Genomic DNA, 18,350 nt, shown 5'->3' with positions numbered 1-18,350 from the left:
TTTATTGGTTATATGTTGCAATAAGTCGTGCTGCGTAACAATTTTGCAAAAAATACTTGTGTATTTGCCATATACTTCTGGCTTGATCAGCTATGTTTAGTAGAATGCGTGGCGTTTCTCTATCAAATTGACATTAACCTTAGGAGTTGGCCAGATGACCACATCATTTTATTCGCAAATTCAATCTCAGCTAGAGCAAACTAAAGCTGATGGCCTTTATAAAAACGAGCGAGTGATAACTTCAGCCCAAAATGCCAACATTCAAGTGGCAGGTAATGAAGTTGTTAACTTCTGTGCGAATAACTATTTAGGTTTGGCTAACCATGCAGACTTAATTGCGGCTGCACAATCAGGTTTAGATAGCCACGGTTTTGGTATGGCGTCAGTACGCTTTATCTGTGGTACACAAGACAAACATAAAGAATTAGAAAGCAAGATCAGTACTTTCCTTGGTATGGAAGACACTATCTTATATACGTCTTGTTTTGATGCAAATACGGGTTTATTCGAGACGTTATTAAGTGCAGAAGATGCCATTATCTCTGACGAACTAAACCACGCCTCAATCATTGATGGTGTACGTCTATGTAAAGCAAAACGCTTCCGTTACAAAAATAACAACATGGCATCACTAGAAGAGCAACTTATTGCTGCTGATGCTGCAGGTGTGCGTCACAAGCTGATCGCAACTGATGGTGTATTCTCAATGGATGGCGTGATCGCTAATCTACAAGGTGTTTGTGACCTTGCAGATAAGTACAACGCATTAGTGATGGTTGACGATTCACACGCTGTTGGTTTTGTTGGTGAAGGCGGCCGTGGTACTCCTGAACATTGTGGCGTAATGGATCGTGTTGACATCATCACGGGTACATTAGGCAAAGCATTAGGTGGCGCGTCAGGCGGTTACACATCAGCTAAAAAAGAAGTTGTTGACTGGTTACGTCAGCGTTCACGTCCATACTTATTCTCAAACTCGGTTGCTCCTGCGATTGTTGCTGCATCAATTCGTGTTATCGATATGATGGAAGAAGGTCATGATTTACGTGCAAAAGTTAAATCAAATGCAGAACATTTCCGCCGTGAAATGGGCGCAGCTGGATTTACACTTGCAGGTGCTGACCACGCAATTGTACCGGTAATGATTGGCGATGCTGCATTGGCTGCTGAAATGTCAGAGCGTTTATTAGCAGAAGGCATTTATGTAATTGGCTTCTCTTTCCCAGTGGTTCCACATGGTAAAGCACGTATCCGTACACAAATGTCAGCAGCGCACAGCATAGAACAAATTGATATTGCAATTGCTGAATTTACCCGTATTGGTAAAGATCTTGGCATCATCTAAATAAGTGGATTAAAGAAAATGAAAGCACTAGCAAAATTAAAACCTGAACAAGGTATTTGGATGACAGATGTGGAAAAGCCAACGCTTGGCCACAATGATTTGTTAATCAAGATCCGAAAAACCGCTATTTGTGGTACAGATATCCATATTTATAACTGGGATGAATGGTCACAAAAAACGATCCCAGTACCTATGGTTGTAGGTCACGAGTATGTAGGTGAAGTTGTTGGCATTGGCCAAGAAGTTCGTGGTTTCACATTAGGTGATCGTGTTTCTGGTGAAGGTCACATTACGTGTGGTCACTGTCGTAACTGTCGTGCAGGTCGCACACATTTATGCCGAAATACAACAGGTGTTGGTGTTAACCGTGAAGGCGCATTTGCTGAATATTTAGTAATTCCTGCATTTAACGCATTCAAACTACCAGATGATATTTCTGATGACATGGCTGCAATCTTTGACCCATTTGGTAACGCTGTACACACTGCCTTATCATTTGATGTGGTTGGTGAAGATGTATTAATTACTGGTGCTGGCCCAATTGGTATCATGGCTGCAGCAGTATGTAAGCACGTTGGTGCACGTAATGTTGTGATCACGGATGTGAATGAATTCCGTTTAGACCTCGCTCGTAAAATGGGTGTTACACGTGCGGTTAACGTAATCACAGAGTCACTTAAAGATGTGATGGATGAACTGAAAATGACAGAAGGCTTCGATGTTGGCCTTGAAATGTCAGGTGTGCCATCTGCATTTAGCGATATGCTAGACAAGATGAATCATGGCGGTAAAGTTGCTATGTTGGGAATTCCACCTAATGACATGAGCATCGAATGGGGGAATGTTATCTTTAAAGGTCTAGTCATTAAAGGTATCTATGGTCGTGAAATGTTTGAAACTTGGTACAAAATGGCTGCATTAATCCAGTCAGGTTTAGACCTAACGCCAATTATCACGCATAACTTCCCAATTGATCAATTCCAAGAAGGTTTTGATATTATGCGTTCTGGTATGTCAGGTAAAGTTATCCTAGATTGGGATTAAGCTAATATCTTTATGACATAATACTGTTGAAAGGGTAAGTCTGATTATGTCTGGCTTGCCTTTTTTTATGCGCGGTATTTTTATTTTATCTTATCTTTATACAAGTATTATAGTTATATCATAAAAATGTTATAGTATAACAAGTTGTTTCTTTTATAGTGAATAGTAATTACAAATGACGATCCCTTCCTCTTCATTCGAACCTTCTTTTTTCCAGTCCTATTTGCGCTACATCTTAGCGTATCTAATGGTCGTTGGTTCATTTATTGCGTTTTGGTATTATGATTCATCGCCGTGGACCTCGGCAGAGTATTACTATATAGAGCAGTTTACTACATGTGTTTTCAGTGACCCATCAACTGAAATCGAAACCACATTTAAGGATGTCACTATTTATCATGCGAATAGTCTTTCGTTATTGATTAACACTGCCGAGATTACTATTAGTTATCATGACTCAGAGGTAGACTGCACATAAATTAGCGTCTCAATCTTTATACCATATGTATATTGTGACGAGTATTGGAAATATTATACGATTGATGGTGGCTTTTGTTATGGTATTATCTTTATAAATTACACGTATTGTAGATATTCATGACTGAAGACATCACTGAAAACAGTAGCCCTTTAAGCAATTTAGATATTAATTTAGCCCTTACTCCAGAACAGATTCAAGCTGATGAGCGCTGGATGCAACACGCTATTATGTTAGCAGGGAAGGCCGAAGCTATTGATGAAGTTCCCGTGGGAGCTGTCATTGTACTCGATGATAAAATCATCGGGGAAGGTTGGAATCAATCGATTCATTTACATGATGCGACGGCCCATGCCGAAATCATGGCATTACGTGAAGCGGGTAAAAAAGTCGAGAACTACCGACTCATTGATGCCACCTTGTATGTCACGTTAGAACCATGCTCTATGTGTGCAGGTGCGATGGTACACAGTCGAGTGAAACGTTTGGTGTATGGTGCGGTAGATTTGAAAACGGGTGCGGCGGGGTCAGTATTTAATTTGGTCGATCATCCAAAATTGAATCATCAAATTGAAGTGCATTCAGGGGTTTTTGCTAGTGAGACCGGCGCATTATTGAGTCAATTCTTTAGACGTCGCCGGAAAGAAAAAAAAGCCCTGAAGCTTTTACAAAAAGGTTAAGCTCGTACAGCGGGCTAGCCGTCAAAGTTGGCCTCTTGTTCATTTTGTAAAAAGAATGAACGTTGGCGATTAAGTAGTGAACGGTTTATTCTTGAACGTGATATTTGGCGTCTTGGTGTTTTAATTTTTAATCTTGCTCTGTTCTTCAGCATCTTGTTTTCCTTTGATTTCGCTGCCTAGTCCTAGGCGTTCTTTTGTCTTTATGTTCATTAACATACAGTAATATAAATAATATGCACATGAAACTTTTATGTCAGTTTTATGCGTATAGTGTGACAACAGACGGGTGTTATTCTATATCTGTTATCATCAGTGTTAGCCCTGTTTCAGTTGAAAGTTCAAAACCGACATCACGGGCGACTTGCTCGGTCATATTAATCTGTTCATCAAACCAACGTAAGCTATCGTAATATTTACGAATATTACTCACGTACTTGACGGCCTCATTACCTCGAGCATAGCCAAAGCGCGTATATTTATACCATTTAGGTTGTTGTAATAGTGGGATGATCGCTTTGACTTCCGCCCAGCTGTTCTCATTTCCACCCAATTTTTCAGTGATCTTTCTTGCATCTATTAGATGGCTATAACCTATATTATAGGCGGCTAATGCAAACCAGGGTTTTTCATGCTCAGAAATAGTATCGGGTAAACGCTTGATCAGTTTTGCTAAGTAGGCTGAACCAGCTCGCACACTTTGTTCTGCATCAATACGTGAGGTGACACCAAATTCTCTCGCGGTTGGCCAAGTAAGCATCATCATGCCGCGTACACCCGTTGGTGAGCGTGCTTTGGGGTTCCAATGGGATTCTTGGTAGCTGACCGCTGCGAGTAAGCGCCAATCGAGCTCTCCAGCATATTGACGGAACAGTCCTTCGTATTTAGGTAATTGTGAATTTACGCGACGTAAGAAAGTACGCGTGTCGACAAAATCAAAGGTATCAATATGACCAAAGTACTTCTCTTGTAGTTGCTCCATTGCGCCGCTGACTTGCTGCAAGGTAAAAAAGGCAAGCACGGCATTGGCTAAGCTATCATCGTTATTTTTTTCCATCAACCAAACAATATCGAGATCGTCTTCTAGTACGAAGGCTTTATTCAGGTGTGGGTAATAGTACTGATGTTGAGATAAGGAGGTATCATCTGCAATCGCCAATTTGATAGTACCTTCTTCTAAATTACTGAATAAAATATCTTCGTCGGGGAAGGTTTTATAAGTCAGGTTTAGTTCGGGATAATCATGCTGTAGTTGCTGTAAATATTCTTCATGGCTTGAACTTTTTACCACATAAATAGGATCGTTTATCTGTTGTAAGTTACGTGGTCTAAGACTGCCTTTACGATAGATGAGAAGTTGTTTTACTTGATAGTAACTTGGTCCCATTCGATATTCTTTTAGGCGTTTTTCGGTACGTGTTAAACCACCCGCAGATAAAGCGATGGGTTTAACTTTCGTATTTTTACTTTCCAGCATACTTTTCAGTGAATGGTGCGGATGAATCACTAATTTAACACCGAGATAATCACTAAATTGTTTCAATAACTCATATTCAAGACCCGCTGGCTTGTTACCTTCTAGGTAGTAGTTGGCAGGGCCATAAATGGTATTGATATGTAATTCTCCCGCATCTTGGATCTTTTCTAACTGAGTACGCTCATCCTTTTCTTGAATGCAGCCGGAAACAACCAGGCTCAAAATAATGATTAAGCTGGGTTTTAAAAAGAGTTGTAAGCGAGTGAAAAATACCTGCAAGTAAGCACCTTTTTGTATGAAAATATAAATATACATATTGGATCTATCTTTATAGCGTTTTCATTGCCATTACACAACCGTTAATCACAATGAGCTGTATAAAAAAACAGTGTTAGTATTTATGCGTGAAATGACAATGTTATCAATACTGTTAACGATGTTATCGACTAAGGATTGAAAAAAAAGATTAGTAAATTAACTTGTTGGTCATGTAACGCTATCGTTATTGTAATTATTTGCATATAATGACCGGGATTTTTCCCCAGTAACCCTTTTAGTGAGAAAAAGTTAATGCATATAATGCGAGGAGCGCCAGCGCTTTCTGAGTTTCGTACTAATAAATTAGTCGAACGTTGTAATGATGTAGGATTATCGGATATAACAATTTACGCGGAGTACATTCATTTTGCTGATGTAACAGCCCCGCTCAGTGACAATGAACGGAGTGTCCTGGAAAAGTTGTTGACCTACGGGCCAAGAATTGCAGAGCACGCTCCCGAAGGAACTCTCCTTCTCGTCACTCCTCGTCCCGGCACTATCTCTCCTTGGTCTTCTAAATCTACCGACATCGCAATCAACTGCGGCCTTTCTAAAATAAAACGTCTTGAACGTGGCATCGCTTACTACATATCTTCATCTACACCACTTACACCAACCCAACTACAAACTGCAGCAAGTCTTGTGCACGACCGTATGATGGAAGTTGTATTTGATTGTTTAGATGCAGCTGAACAATTATTTGTTCAAGCACAAGCGCGTCCGTTAAAGTCGGTTGATATCTTAGAGGGTGGCCGTGAGGCACTTGTTGATGCGAATGTTAAATTAGGTTTAGCACTGGCTGAAGATGAAATCGATTATTTGATTGCGAGCTTTACTCAATTAAAGCGTAATCCAAATGACATCGAATTAATGATGTTTGCTCAAGCAAACTCAGAGCATTGTCGTCATAAGATTTTTAATGCTGATTGGACTATTGATGGCCAAGAGCAAGAAAAATCATTATTCAAGATGATCAAGAACACCTTCGAACAAACAGGTGATCATGTTTTATCTGCATATAAAGATAATGCTTCTGTGATGGAAGGTTCAAAAGCCGGCCGTTTCTTCCCTGATCCACAAACTCACCAGTATGAATATCACCAAGAAGATATCCAAATTCTGATGAAAGTTGAGACGCACAATCACCCAACTGCAATTTCGCCTTGGCCAGGTGCCGCGACGGGTTCAGGTGGTGAAATCCGTGATGAAGGCGCAACGGGTCGTGGTTCGAAACCAAAAGCAGGTTTAGTTGGCTTTACGGTATCTAACTTACGTATTCCAGAATTTGAACAGCCATGGGAAACCGACTTTGGTAAGCCAGGTCGTATTGTTAGTGCATTAGACATTATGCTAGAAGGTCCTTTGGGTGGCGCAGCATTTAATAACGAATTTGGTCGTCCTAACCTATTAGGTTATTTCCGTACTTATGAAGCTGAAGTTAACAGCCATAATGGTGTGGAAGTACGTGGTTACCACAAGCCGATTATGCTGGCTGGTGGTTTGGGTAATATCCGTGACCAACACATTAAAAAGGGTGATATTCCAGTAGGCGCGAAACTTATCGCACTGGGTGGTCCTGCAATGAACATTGGTTTAGGTGGCAGTGCTGCTTCATCGATGGATTCAGGTCAATCACACGAAGATTTAGATTTTGCTTCTGTACAGCGTGAAAACCCAGAAATGGAACGTCGTTGTCAAGAAGTTATCGACCGCTGCTGGCAGCTTGGTGAAGACAATCCAATTGCCTTCATTCACGATGTGGGCGCGGGTGGTTTATCAAACGCATTCCCTGAACTTGTGCATGACGGTGGCCGTGGTGCTCAGTTTGAATTGCGTGATATCAACAATGATGAACCTGGCATGTCACCGCTTGAAATTTGGTGTAATGAATCTCAAGAACGCTACGTAATGGCTGTTGCACCTGAAAACCTAGCAACATTCGAAGCTATTTGTAAGCGTGAACGTGCGCCATTCTCAGTGGTTGGTGTAGCGACTGAAGAGTTGCATTTGTCTGTAACGGATTCGTTATTAGACGAACAGCCAATTGATATGCCAATGGAAGTATTATTAGGTAAAGCACCTAAGATGCACCGTGAAGCAACAACGCTAGTGACTGAAGGTGATGCATTAGACTTTACTGGTGTCACAGTTAAAGATGCAGCTGAACGTTTATTACGTTTACCTGCGATTGCAGAAAAGACGTTCTTAATCACGATTGGTGACCGCTCGGTAACGGGTCTGGTTGCACGTGATCAAATGGTTGGTCCTTGGCAGGTTCCTGTTGCCGATTGTGCTGTAACTGCGGCAAGTTTTGATACTTACGCTGGTGAAGCAATGGCTATTGGTGAACGTACGCCACTCGCACTGTTAAACTTCCCTGCATCTAGCCGTATGGCGGTTGCTGAAGCATTAACAAATATCGCAGCAACAGAAATTGGTGATTTAACACGTATTAACCTTTCTGCTAACTGGATGTCTGCAGCGGGTCACCCTGGTGAAGATGCTGGTTTATATGCAGCGGTTAAAGCGGTAGGTGAAGAACTTTGTCCTGAATTGAACCTTACTATTCCAGTAGGTAAAGATTCAATGTCGATGAAGACACGCTGGGAAGATGAAGGTGAAAACAAAGAAGTTACATCACCATTATCACTGATTATAACTGCGTTCGGTCGTGTGACTGACGTACGTAAAACAGTAACACCACAGCTACGCACTGACAAAGGCGCGACAGACCTTATCCTAATAGACTTAGGTAATGGTCAAAATCGCCTAGGTGCATCTTCATTAGCACAAGTATACAAGCAACTGGGTCAACAGACGCCAGATGTGGATAGCGCAGAACAGTTGAAAGGCTTCTTCGATGCGATGCAAGTGTTGGTGAAAGAGCAATCTTTACTGGCTTATCATGACCGCAGTGACGGTGGTTTATTCTCAACAGTAACAGAGATGGCATTTGCTGGTCACTGTGGTGTTGACGTTGAACTTGATATGCTAGGTACAGATGATCTTGCTGCACTTTACTCTGAAGAGTTAGGCGCGGTGATCCAAGTATCTTCAGCAATGAAAGAGCAAGTACTAACAACATTAGCAGGCCACGGTCTAGCTGCATGTTGTCATGTGATTGGTTCTACAAATGAAGATGACATGGTTCGCTTTACACGTAATGGTGAAAATGTATTAGCGGAAACGCGTACACATTACCGTGCAGTGTGGGCTGAAACAACGCTGAAAATGCAAGCGCTGCGTGATAACCCAAGTTGTGCTCAAGAAGAATTCGACCTTAAACTTGATGTGAAAGACCCTGGTTTAAACGTTAACTTAAGCTTTGATGTTAAAGAAGATATTGCAGCACCTTATATAGCTACTGGTGTACAACCAAAAATGGCGATACTTCGTGAGCAGGGTGTAAACTCACAAACGGAAATGGCTGCTGCATTTGATCGTGCTGGCTTCGCTGCTCAAGATATTCACATGAGTGATATTCTTGCTGGTCGCGTTAATCTAGAAGACTTCGCTGGCTTAGTTGCTTGTGGTGGTTTCTCTTATGGTGACGTACTGGGTGCGGGTGAAGGTTGGGCTAAGTCAATCTTATTTAACCCACAAGCTCGTGACCAGTTTGCTGCTTTCTTCGAGCGTGAAGACAGCTTCTCACTGGGTGTATGTAATGGTTGTCAGATGTTATCTAACTTGGGTGAACTTATCCCAGGCTCTGAATTATGGCCACGTTTCGTTACTAACCAATCAGAACGTTTTGAAGCACGTTTCAGCTTGGTTGAAGTACCGAAGAATCCGTCAATATTCTTAGGTGACATGGCGGGTTCAAGAATGCCAATCGCTGTATCTCACGGTGAAGGTCGTATTGAATTACGTGATGATGCACATCTGCAAGCACTACAGAGCAGTGGTACAGTTGCGCTTAACTTCGTTGATAACTACGGTCAACCTACGACGCAATACCCATCTAATCCAAATGGTTCGCCATTAGGTATTACGGGTCTAACGACGACCGATGGTCGCGTAACTATCATGATGCCACATCCGGAACGTGTATTCCGTACGGTAAGCAACTCATGGCATCCAGAAGAATGGGGTGAAGACAGCCCTTGGATGCGTATGTTCCGTAATGCGCGAGTGAACTTAGGTTAATCGCACTTAGATTAATTTTAGGTCACCCGTCACTCGGTTGATATGTTAATGAATGAAAGGTCGCAATTATTGCGGCCTTTTTTTGCTTTTACTCGTGCTATATTGATTATATAAAACAATATAAATGCTTAATTATGCTATAGTCTTAGGCGTTTAGTGAATGTATTAATTAATCATTAGGAAGGGTAATGAGTCAGTCACAAGGTTTATTATTATTTAAGTTGAATCTCCAGCAAAAATTTGCAATTGGCACGTTGAAAGTGCAAGAAATTGTCCCCTCCACACGTTTGTATTCTTTACCCGGTTCCCACCCCATGGTGATGGGCGCAGCGACACTACGTGGTCGGACAATTCCTATTATCGATATGGCGAGTGCTGTTGGCTATCGGCCAGTCAGTAAAGAAGAATATGACTCGTGTAATATTATCATTACGGATTGTAGCCGTCAGGTCGTTGGTTTTCTGGTGCGTCATATTGATAAGATTATGGATTGTAGTTGGAAAGATATCTCGGCTCCAGATTCATCTCTTGGCTGTAATATATATACCACAGGGGTGATGCACCTTGATGACCAATTGGTGCAGCTCATGGATGTTGAACGCTTGTTAGCTGACATTTATCCTGATGAAGACGTTGAGTTGCCCCAGTTTACGGAACTTGAGCTTGAGGAGCTTCGTACCAAAGAAATTTTGGTTGTGGATGATTCAATGGTTGCGCGTAATCAACTTGGTAGCGCGTTAGACGCTGCAGGTATCCATTATCAGGTGTCTAAAAATGGCCAAGATGCATTAGCTATGATGCAGTCAGCTGTCGAAGCTGGTAACCCTATTGATGTGTTGGTTAGTGATATTGAAATGCCGGGATTAGATGGCTATGAAGTTGCGTTTGAAGTGCGTAGTACGCCCAACGTATCTGCGACTTATATTATTCTTCATACTTCGTTATCAAGTGCGATTAGCACTGAACGTGCGCAGCAAATTGGTGCTGATGAAGCGCTGACTAAATTTGATGCAAGCGAGTTATTACAAGCGATTTTACGTGGAGTAAAAGGGCGAGATAAGATTACTCTGATTTAACACGCACGAATGCTAGGCACAAAAAAAAGCGCTATTTAGCGCTTTTTTATTATTTATAGTACCTTCACGGTATCGCTAGCAGTGTATGCTTAGCTTAATTCACCACAAAAACGGTAACCTTCACCGTGGATTGTTGCGATGATTTCTGGTGTATCTGCAATGCTTTCGAAATGTTTACGGATACGACGAATAGTTACATCAACAGTACGATCGTGTGGTTTTAGTTCACGGCCTGTCATCTTTTTCAATAACATTGCACGTGTTTGAATTTTACCTGGATTCTCTACAAAGTGTAGCATTGCACGGAATTCACTACGGGGTAGTTTGAATGAATCATCCAGTGGACTAATCAAAGAACGGCTGTTGATATTTAAACGCCAGCCATTAAATTCATATTCTTCTACGATCGCTTTTTCTTCGTCTGCTACTGGGGCTTTAGTAAAAGTACGGCCGAGTAGGTTACGTGCTCGAATCGTTAATTCACGTGGATTGAATGGTTTAGTAATGTAGTCATCAGCACCAATTTCTAGACCTAAAATCTTGTCAACTTCATTGTCGCGACCAGTTAAAAACATGAGAGCTAAATTATGTTTGTCACGTAGTTCACGTGCTAACAGTAAGCCATTTTTACCTGGAAGATTAATATCCATGATTACCAAGCTTATAGGGTTATTGGTAATGATCTCATACATTTCATCGCCGTTACTTGCTTCATGTACTGAATAGCCTTCAGCTTCGAAGATGCTTTTTAGGGTGTTACGTGTAACGAGTTCATCTTCTACGATAAGAATGTTTGGGGTTTGCATAAACGTACCTAGTTTCGCTTTGGATCAAATAGTGCCCAGATTATTGATATCAATTAATCGGGGAGTAAGAGTAATACATCCATGAAATATAAGACTATTTATCTAAAACAGCTGACTGTGGCAGGATATCTAGTTTTATGGCGTCCTTAACTATAGGATTATATGTTATTAACAGCAGTATAACAACCTAATGTAATTATGTTACGTAATAACTAAACGTGATTTGATATTTATCAAATAACCCCCATTGGTTATATTTTAGTTGAAATGAATGTTTTCCATATTTAAGTAAATAAAGAATAGTGATACAAGGATAAATTATATATTCATTTAAGTCATATAAATCAAATTGTTATAATTTTGTTCTATATGTTTAATATTGTTTAATGATTGAGTTACTTAGACTTGACTCAGCTCACATTGTTCGAATTAACCTGTGTATATATAAGATTAAAGGTAAAAATTATTTTGATTAATATTTTTTGTTCGTTAATTTTAGTACTAAATAAACAGATCCGTTATGGTTTATCGCGTTTCTATTTTATGTTGATGCGGTGTTTTAGTTTGAATTTATCTATATGTCAGTTGTTTAGATGAGTGACTTTAGTTTATTAAAATGTTCTCTTATTGAACAGGTTTTTTGTCAGTAAAATGTAATCAAATTACAAACTGGTAAGTTTTATCTATAATTAATGATTAATGTATTTACTTTGTTAATTAATTATAGATTGAAATAATTGATTTGCGCTAATGTGTTAGCAGTTGTAGTAAGTATCGTTTCACGTAACATAGTTACTGGAATATGAGATATATACAATAACGACTCTAAGGATGGACTATGTTAGACCTGTTACCTGATCTGTGTGATCAGCATTTTAATCAATTGTCTGTAATGGACCCTATTTTTCAAAGTTATGGTAAAGCGATTATTTTTAGTGGCCAAGCGGTAACGGTTAAATGTTTTGAAGATAACTCGCTTGTTAAAGAACTTGCTGGTACGCCAGGAGAAGGACGTATTTTAGTGGTTGATGGCGGAGGCTCAACACGACGTGCGTTACTCGGTGATATGATTGCCGAAAATGCAGTGAAAAATGGCTGGGCTGGTTTCGTTATTTATGGTGCAATTCGTGATGTTGCGACTATTAATACGCTTGAATTAGGGGTTAAAGCGATAACGGCTTGCCCTGTTAAAACAGAAAAACGTGGCTTAGGTGATGCGGGTATCGATTTGCACTTTGCTGGTGTGAGCATTGCCGAAGGTGATTATATCTATGCCGACTTAAATGGTGTAGTGGTGGCTAAAGAACCACTTCTTTAGGTGTCTGTATTCGCGGTGAAGATAGGGGGGAGGTTAATCGATTATTAACCTCATCCCTTTTTATTTACCCATCTATCTACATTACTTATTCATCTCGGTTAAAACGTCGTGCTCGGCGATAAGGGAATACATCGCTGTATTTACCACGATTAATATTGTTTTGCAGTCCCTTCCAATAATCGGCGTCAAGCAGATCAGAATGGTATTTTTTAAAGAGCTTGTTAATTTCTGGTCGAGATAATAAGAAGGTCTCAAACTCCTCAGGGAATACATCGTTGGGAGCGACGGCAAACCAAGGTTCAGCCAGCATCATGTCTTCTGGATAGCGTGGTGGCGGAATGTAGCGGAAGTTAACTTCATGCATATATGAGATCTCATCATAATCGTAAAAGATCACGCGATTATGTCGGGTCACACCAAAATTTTTAAACAGCATATCACCGGGGAAAATATCTGCTGCCGCAAGTTGTTTGATAGCATTGCCGTATTCATCGATAGCATTATCAAGCTCTTCTTCATTTGCTTGTTCGAGATACATATTGAGCGGGATCATCTTACGCTCAATATAAAGATGTTTGATCACCACTTTACTGTTGGTTAATTTTATAATTGAAGGGGCGACAGCTAACAATTCGTCGAGCAGTTCTTGACTGAAGCGATCCTTGGGAAAAGCAAAATTTTTAAATTGTTGAGTATCTGCCATTCGACCAACACGATCATGGGATTTTACGATCTGATACTTTTCTTTTACGGTCGCATGATCGATTTGTTTGGGTGGTGCAAACTCATCTTTAATGAGCTTAAATACCACATCATAAGAGGGTAGAGTGAATACGCTCATCACCATACCTTTAATACCTGGGGCAATAATGAACTTATCATCAGAGTTATCTAAGTGCTTTATATAGTGGCGGAATAGCTCTGTTTTTGCATGTTTTTGGCAACCAATGGCAGAGTAGATCTCAAAGTTAGTTTTATGCGGGATCATCGGTTTTAAAAATTGTACAATGGCGCCAGGTTCTGGTGCATAAACAAAGAAATAAGCACGGGCAAAGCCAAATAGAATACTGGTTTCTTCTTTTTCAAAAATGACCGTATCTAAATAAATCTCATTTTCTTCGTTATTTAAAATCGGAAATACCAACGGGTACATGTGTCCATCAGCAAAGATCTTACCCATAAGGTAAGCGCCTTTATTACGATAAAATACTTCGTTAAGCATGTGCACTTCGATGTGTTCGGCTTCGGTGAGTTGTTTTGGCGCATGTTGGTTAAGGTAATCCACGACATTAGCAAGGTCCCTGTCCAAGTTCTCCCATCGAGCCGTAAACGTATAACCACCAATGATCTTACGTAAGATCACCGAAAAGTTTCCGCCTCGGGTATAGCTGCGATAAAAATTATTCGGATACCCTGGATCTCTAACGCGATTAGCATTAGTAATAAATAGCTGTTCTTTATATATATTGGTATGTTTAAAGACACGGCGATAAACAGAGTTAAAGAAGCTTTCGGCAATTTCAAAATTTGGGTAATGCTGTAATAGCGCTTCGTACTCTCGCTTAATCCCTTGCAGGAATATTTTATTCGCTTCCGTTTCTGCCGCAAGATCTTGCATTTTTTGAGCTGTCTTACCGACGTGGTAATCATAAAGGCTAATACGTTTTTTCGCTGCGATTTGCACACCATGCCAATCCGCGTTTTCAAAACGTAATTTTGCACCACGCGTGACTTCTAAAAAGCGGCTATAAAAAGCATCAAACGATTCTAATAACGACCCCGCTATTTGCGCTTCTAAAACTTTTTCCATACAACAAATCCTTGGACTTAAGATAAGCCTAAATATCGCAATCTTTTTACATTATTTCAACATGTTTAAATCCTTTTATCTATGTATAGTGAAACAACTAAATATATTTTAAACTTGATTTGGCTCTCATTTTTTGATATTGCTATAGGTATTGAAATTATTAACAGATTTATTAAATATTATTATGACTTATTGCTTAGCGTTCATTACCACCACGATTATTAACACTGTTATTACAACGGTGGGATGACACGTAGGGCTAAGACAGAAATGATAAAAGAGCCCGTTACCATTTGGAACGGGCTTTTTTGTATCTACAAGGAGCAAAGGATGCGAGTTTTAAAATTTGGTGGAACATCGTTGGCAAACGCTGAACGATTTGCCTGTGCAGCAGATATATCTGTGAGTAAGATTGAGCAATCACAGGTAGCATTGGTGTTGTCTGCACCAGCAAAAGTGACCAATAATTTGGTTGCCGCTGTGCAACAAACGGTTCGTGGCCTTGATGCGGAGTCATCACTGGAAGAAATCGAAGGGATATTTAAGGCGCTCGTTGCAGGCCTAAAAGTTCAATACCCTAATTTTAATGATGTGGTTGCATTAACGCAGGTAACAACATCATTAGCGACATTAAGAGAATACTTATATGGCGTAAAGCTGTTATCGCAGTGCCCTGAAAATATTGAAGCAAAGATTTTATGTACCGGTGAAAAGCTGAGTATTGTTTGTATGGAGCAACTGTTATTAGCCCGCGGCTTTAAAGTTGAAGTGATTGTTCCGCAAGACAAGCTAGTAGGAAAGGGCAGTGTACTAGAAGCCACTGTGGATATTGACGCTTCTCGTACTCGTTTTGAACAAGATCCAATTAAGACTGACTATATTTATTTAATGCCAGGCTTCACTGCGGGTGATGAACAGGGCAATACAGTTGTACTTGGCCGTAATGGTTCTGATTATTCTGCTGCGGTATTAGCGGCGTGTCTGTATGCTGACTGCTGTGAAATATGGACTGACGTAGACGGTGTTTACGCTTGTGACCCACGCTTAGTAAAAGATGCCAAATTACTTAAAACATTAAGCTATCCAGAAGCAATGGAATTGTCTTATTTTGGCGCGAAAGTATTGCATCCAAAAACGATAGCACCGATTGCTCAGCACCACATTCCTTGTTTGATTAAGAATACTAAAAATCCAGAAGGTGAAGGCACTCTAATCGGCGGGTTAATGTCAAAAACCCAAGCCGAAGTTAAATCATTATCAGAGCTTAGTGGCATGACCATGATTAACGTATCCGGTCCGGGTATGAAAGGTATGGTTGGCATGGCGGGTCGTATTTTTGAAACCGTATCACGCGCTGGTGTATCCATTGCCCTTATCACGCAATCATCATCAGAATACAGCGTTAGCTTCTGTATCCACAGTTATGATGCAGGTAAAGCTAAACTGGCACTGAATAACGAATTTACGTTAGAGATCAGTAATCAGTTACTTGAACCTATCGAAATGCGTGATGGTTTAGCTATTGTATCGCTGGTTGGTGATGGCATGCGTAAAGCCAACGGTATTGCTGCGCGTTTCTTTATGGCATTAGCACAAGCATCAGTGAATCTTGTTGCCATTGCGCAAGGTTCATCAGAACGTTCTATTTCTGCGGTTATTGATGAAAGCAAAGCCAATGAAGCGATTAAAGCATCACACAATATTTTCTTTGGTAAACAACAATACATTGACCTGTTCTTATTAGGGTGTGGTGGTGTAGGTGCGGCATTAGTCGAACAAATCAAACGTCAAAAAGAATTTTTAGCAGAACGTCATATTGAGATCCGTGTCTGCGGTATCGCTAACAGTCGCCAAATGTTACTCGACTCAGAAGGGTTATCATTAACACATTGGGCTGATGATCTTGCTGCCAGTAATTCTGAGTTCTCACTCGCAGCACTGGAAGATTTGGTTAAAAATAGCCACATCATTAACCCAGTGATTGTTGATTGTACCAGTAATGATAATCTTGCTAGTCAATATGTTGATTTCTTGGGGAGTGGTTTCCACGTTGTTGCGGCGAACAAAAAAGCCAATACCATGAGCATGGATTATTACCACGAGCTGCGTTTAACGGCATTAAAAACCCGCCGTCGTTTCTTATACGATACTAACGTAGGTGCAGGTCTACCTGTGATTGAAAATCTGCAGAATCTATTGAGTGCGGGTGATGAACTAGTACGCTTCAACGGTATTTTGTCAGGTTCTATGTCATACATCTTTGGTAAATTAGACGAAGGCATGAGCTTCTCGCAAGCCACGGCACAAGCGCGTAATAATGGCTTTACAGAACCAGATCCACGCGAAGATTTAAGCGGCATGGATATCGCGCGTAAATTATTGATTATTGCACGTGAAGCGGGCATGGATTTAACCTTAGACCAAGTTGAAGTCGAAGAAGCAATACCCGCTGGCTTTGATGCAACTGGTACTAATGAAGAGTTTATGGCTAACCTACCAAAAGCAGATGCGTACTTTGCTGATTTGCAAGCGTCCGCTGCAGAGGAGGGTAAAGTATTACGCTATATTGGCCAGATTGAAGATGGTAAATGTAAAGTATCAATTACCGCGGTACCAGAATCTGATCCGTTGAATAAAGTAAAAGATGGTGAGAATGCATTGGCATTTTACAGCCGTTATTATCAGCCAATCCCAATGGTATTACGTGGTTATGGTGCAGGTTCTGAAGTGACTGCAGCGGGCGTATTTGCCGATGTATTACGTACTCTTAATTGGAAGCAGGAGGTTTAAGGATGAGTCTTGTTGCATATGCACCGGCATCTATCGGTAACGTTAACGTTGGTTTTGATGTCCTAGGTGCTGCATTAGCACCTATTGATGGCACCTTGGTTGGCGATCGTGTTTATATCGCTGCAACGGATGGTGAGTTTACATTAGCGTCTAGTGGTCGCTTTGCCCATAAACTGCCGGATGATTTCCGTGAAAATATTGTTTATGACTGCTATTTAGGTTACGGCAAAGCGTTAGAGAAACGTGGTTTAAAAATCAAATCTCTGGTCATGGAATTAGAAAAGAACCTACCGATTGGTAGTGGCCTGGGTTCAAGTGCTGCATCGATTGTGGCAGGCTTAGAAGCGTTAAATGCATTTCATGACAATGAACTTAATGACAACGAAATGGTGTTGTTAATGGGGGAATTAGAAGGCCAGATTAGTGGCAGTGTGCATTATGATAATGTGGCGCCGTGTGCGTTAGGTGGTTTGCAATTAATGCTCGAAGCAAACGGTGTTATTAGTCAGTCAGTGCCTTGTTTCGATGAATGGTATTGGGTTGTTGCTTATCCGGGTATCAGCATCTCGACGGCTGCTGCGCGTGAAATCTTACCAACTGAATACAGCCGTGCCGATTGTTTAGCTTATGGCCGTAATTTGGCTGGGTTCATCCACGCTTGTTATAGTAAACAACAAGATCTTGCAGCAGCCATGCTAAAAGATGTGATTGCAGAACCGTACCGTGCTCAGCTTATTCCAAAATTTGATGAGGTACGTGACTATGCAAAAGAGCTAGGTGCATTGGCAACCGGTATTTCAGGCTCTGGCCCGACGGTATTTAACGTGATGACTGACTTAGCACAAGCTGAAAAGTTAAAAGCTTGGTTAGATGCTAATTTTATCCAAAACGGTGATGGCTTCAGCCATATCTGCAAGCTGGATAAACAGGGCGCACGTATCGTCGCTACAGAATTGTAATAAACAGCTGTCATTATAGAAATAGAAAAATACTGCGTGGTGATTGTTAAATCCTAGTCTCTAGGGTTATATGCGCTTATTATGTTAAGGTCATAGTTATCACGCA

12 protein-coding genes are annotated in these 18,350 nt (G+C 40.7%); 8 read left to right on the top strand and 4 right to left on the bottom strand.

The genetic code is table 11. The features are described 5' to 3' along the window. The first annotated feature begins 154 nt into the window (after nucleotides 1-154). The 3 genes from HWV02_RS18540 to tadA all read left to right on the top strand — a co-directional run bounded on the left by HWV02_RS18540 (nucleotide 155) and on the right by tadA (nucleotide 3,547). On the top strand, nucleotides 155-1,345 hold the full coding sequence (locus tag HWV02_RS18540) for a glycine C-acetyltransferase (protein ID WP_211672879.1): 1,191 nt from the start codon (nucleotides 155-157) through the stop codon (nucleotides 1,343-1,345). Between the two features lie 18 nt (nucleotides 1,346-1,363). Beyond that, nucleotides 1,364-2,389 (top strand): L-threonine 3-dehydrogenase, encoded by a 1,026-nt coding sequence (gene tdh / locus HWV02_RS18535; RefSeq protein ID WP_211677183.1) that lies wholly within the window; start codon nucleotides 1,364-1,366, stop codon nucleotides 2,387-2,389. Between the two features lie 597 nt (nucleotides 2,390-2,986). Next, nucleotides 2,987-3,547, top strand: coding sequence for a tRNA adenosine(34) deaminase TadA (gene tadA / locus HWV02_RS18530; protein WP_211689132.1), 561 nt, complete (start codon nucleotides 2,987-2,989; stop codon nucleotides 3,545-3,547). A gap of 14 nt (nucleotides 3,548-3,561) precedes the next feature. Here tadA and HWV02_RS18525 read toward each other — a convergent pair whose 3' ends face one another. Together HWV02_RS18525 and mltF are read right to left on the bottom strand one after the other, a co-directional pair. Continuing rightward, nucleotides 3,562-3,699, bottom strand: coding sequence for a hypothetical protein (locus tag HWV02_RS18525; RefSeq protein ID WP_211677179.1), 138 nt, complete (start codon nucleotides 3,697-3,699; stop codon nucleotides 3,562-3,564). Between the two features lie 137 nt (nucleotides 3,700-3,836). Then, nucleotides 3,837-5,336 carry a membrane-bound lytic murein transglycosylase MltF gene (gene mltF / locus HWV02_RS18520; protein WP_255546912.1) on the bottom strand — a complete coding sequence of 500 codons (1,500 nt, stop codon included), beginning with the start codon at nucleotides 5,334-5,336 and terminating at the stop codon, nucleotides 3,837-3,839. 255 nt (nucleotides 5,337-5,591) lie between these two features. On the opposite strand from mltF, the gene purL reads away from it, so the two are divergent. Next, nucleotides 5,592-9,485 (top strand): phosphoribosylformylglycinamidine synthase, encoded by a 3,894-nt coding sequence (purL, locus tag HWV02_RS18515; protein ID WP_211689131.1) that lies wholly within the window; start codon nucleotides 5,592-5,594, stop codon nucleotides 9,483-9,485. Nucleotides 9,486-9,673: 188 nt separating this feature from the next. Continuing rightward, nucleotides 9,674-10,561 carry a chemotaxis protein gene (locus HWV02_RS18510; protein ID WP_211689130.1) on the top strand — a complete coding sequence of 296 codons (888 nt, stop codon included), beginning with the start codon at nucleotides 9,674-9,676 and terminating at the stop codon, nucleotides 10,559-10,561. Nucleotides 10,562-10,650: 89 nt separating this feature from the next. On the opposite strand, the gene arcA is transcribed toward HWV02_RS18510, so the two are convergent. Beyond that, nucleotides 10,651-11,367, bottom strand: coding sequence for a two-component system response regulator ArcA (gene arcA / locus HWV02_RS18505; RefSeq protein WP_211672872.1), 717 nt, complete (start codon nucleotides 11,365-11,367; stop codon nucleotides 10,651-10,653). Between the two features lie 838 nt (nucleotides 11,368-12,205). On the opposite strand from arcA, the gene HWV02_RS18500 reads away from it, so the two are divergent. Beyond that, a complete protein-coding gene (locus HWV02_RS18500) occupies nucleotides 12,206-12,685 on the top strand; it encodes a putative 4-hydroxy-4-methyl-2-oxoglutarate aldolase (RefSeq protein ID WP_211672871.1) in 480 nt (159 codons plus the stop codon). Between the two features lie 85 nt (nucleotides 12,686-12,770). Here HWV02_RS18500 and aceK read toward each other — a convergent pair whose 3' ends face one another. Further along, nucleotides 12,771-14,495, bottom strand: a complete 1,725-nt coding sequence (gene aceK / locus HWV02_RS18495) for a bifunctional isocitrate dehydrogenase kinase/phosphatase (RefSeq protein ID WP_211677166.1) — start codon at nucleotides 14,493-14,495, stop codon at nucleotides 12,771-12,773. Between the two features lie 330 nt (nucleotides 14,496-14,825). Here aceK and thrA point away from each other — a divergent pair, with 330 nt between their 5' ends. Together thrA and thrB are read left to right on the top strand one after the other, a co-directional pair. Next, entirely contained in the window at nucleotides 14,826-17,285 is a 2,460-nt protein-coding gene (gene thrA / locus HWV02_RS18490) for a bifunctional aspartate kinase/homoserine dehydrogenase I (RefSeq protein ID WP_211689129.1), read from the top strand. Nucleotides 17,286-17,287: 2 nt separating this feature from the next. Further along, nucleotides 17,288-18,244 (top strand): homoserine kinase, encoded by a 957-nt coding sequence (gene thrB, locus HWV02_RS18485; RefSeq protein ID WP_211672868.1) that lies wholly within the window; start codon nucleotides 17,288-17,290, stop codon nucleotides 18,242-18,244. The last annotated feature ends 106 nt before the right edge of the window (nucleotides 18,245-18,350 follow it).

This window comes from Moritella sp. 28 (assembly GCF_018219435.1).
Lineage (GTDB): Bacteria > Pseudomonadota > Gammaproteobacteria > Enterobacterales > Moritellaceae > Moritella.
The sequence above is the reverse complement of the archived record's forward strand: the minus strand, read 5'-3'. Positions and strand labels throughout refer to the sequence as shown.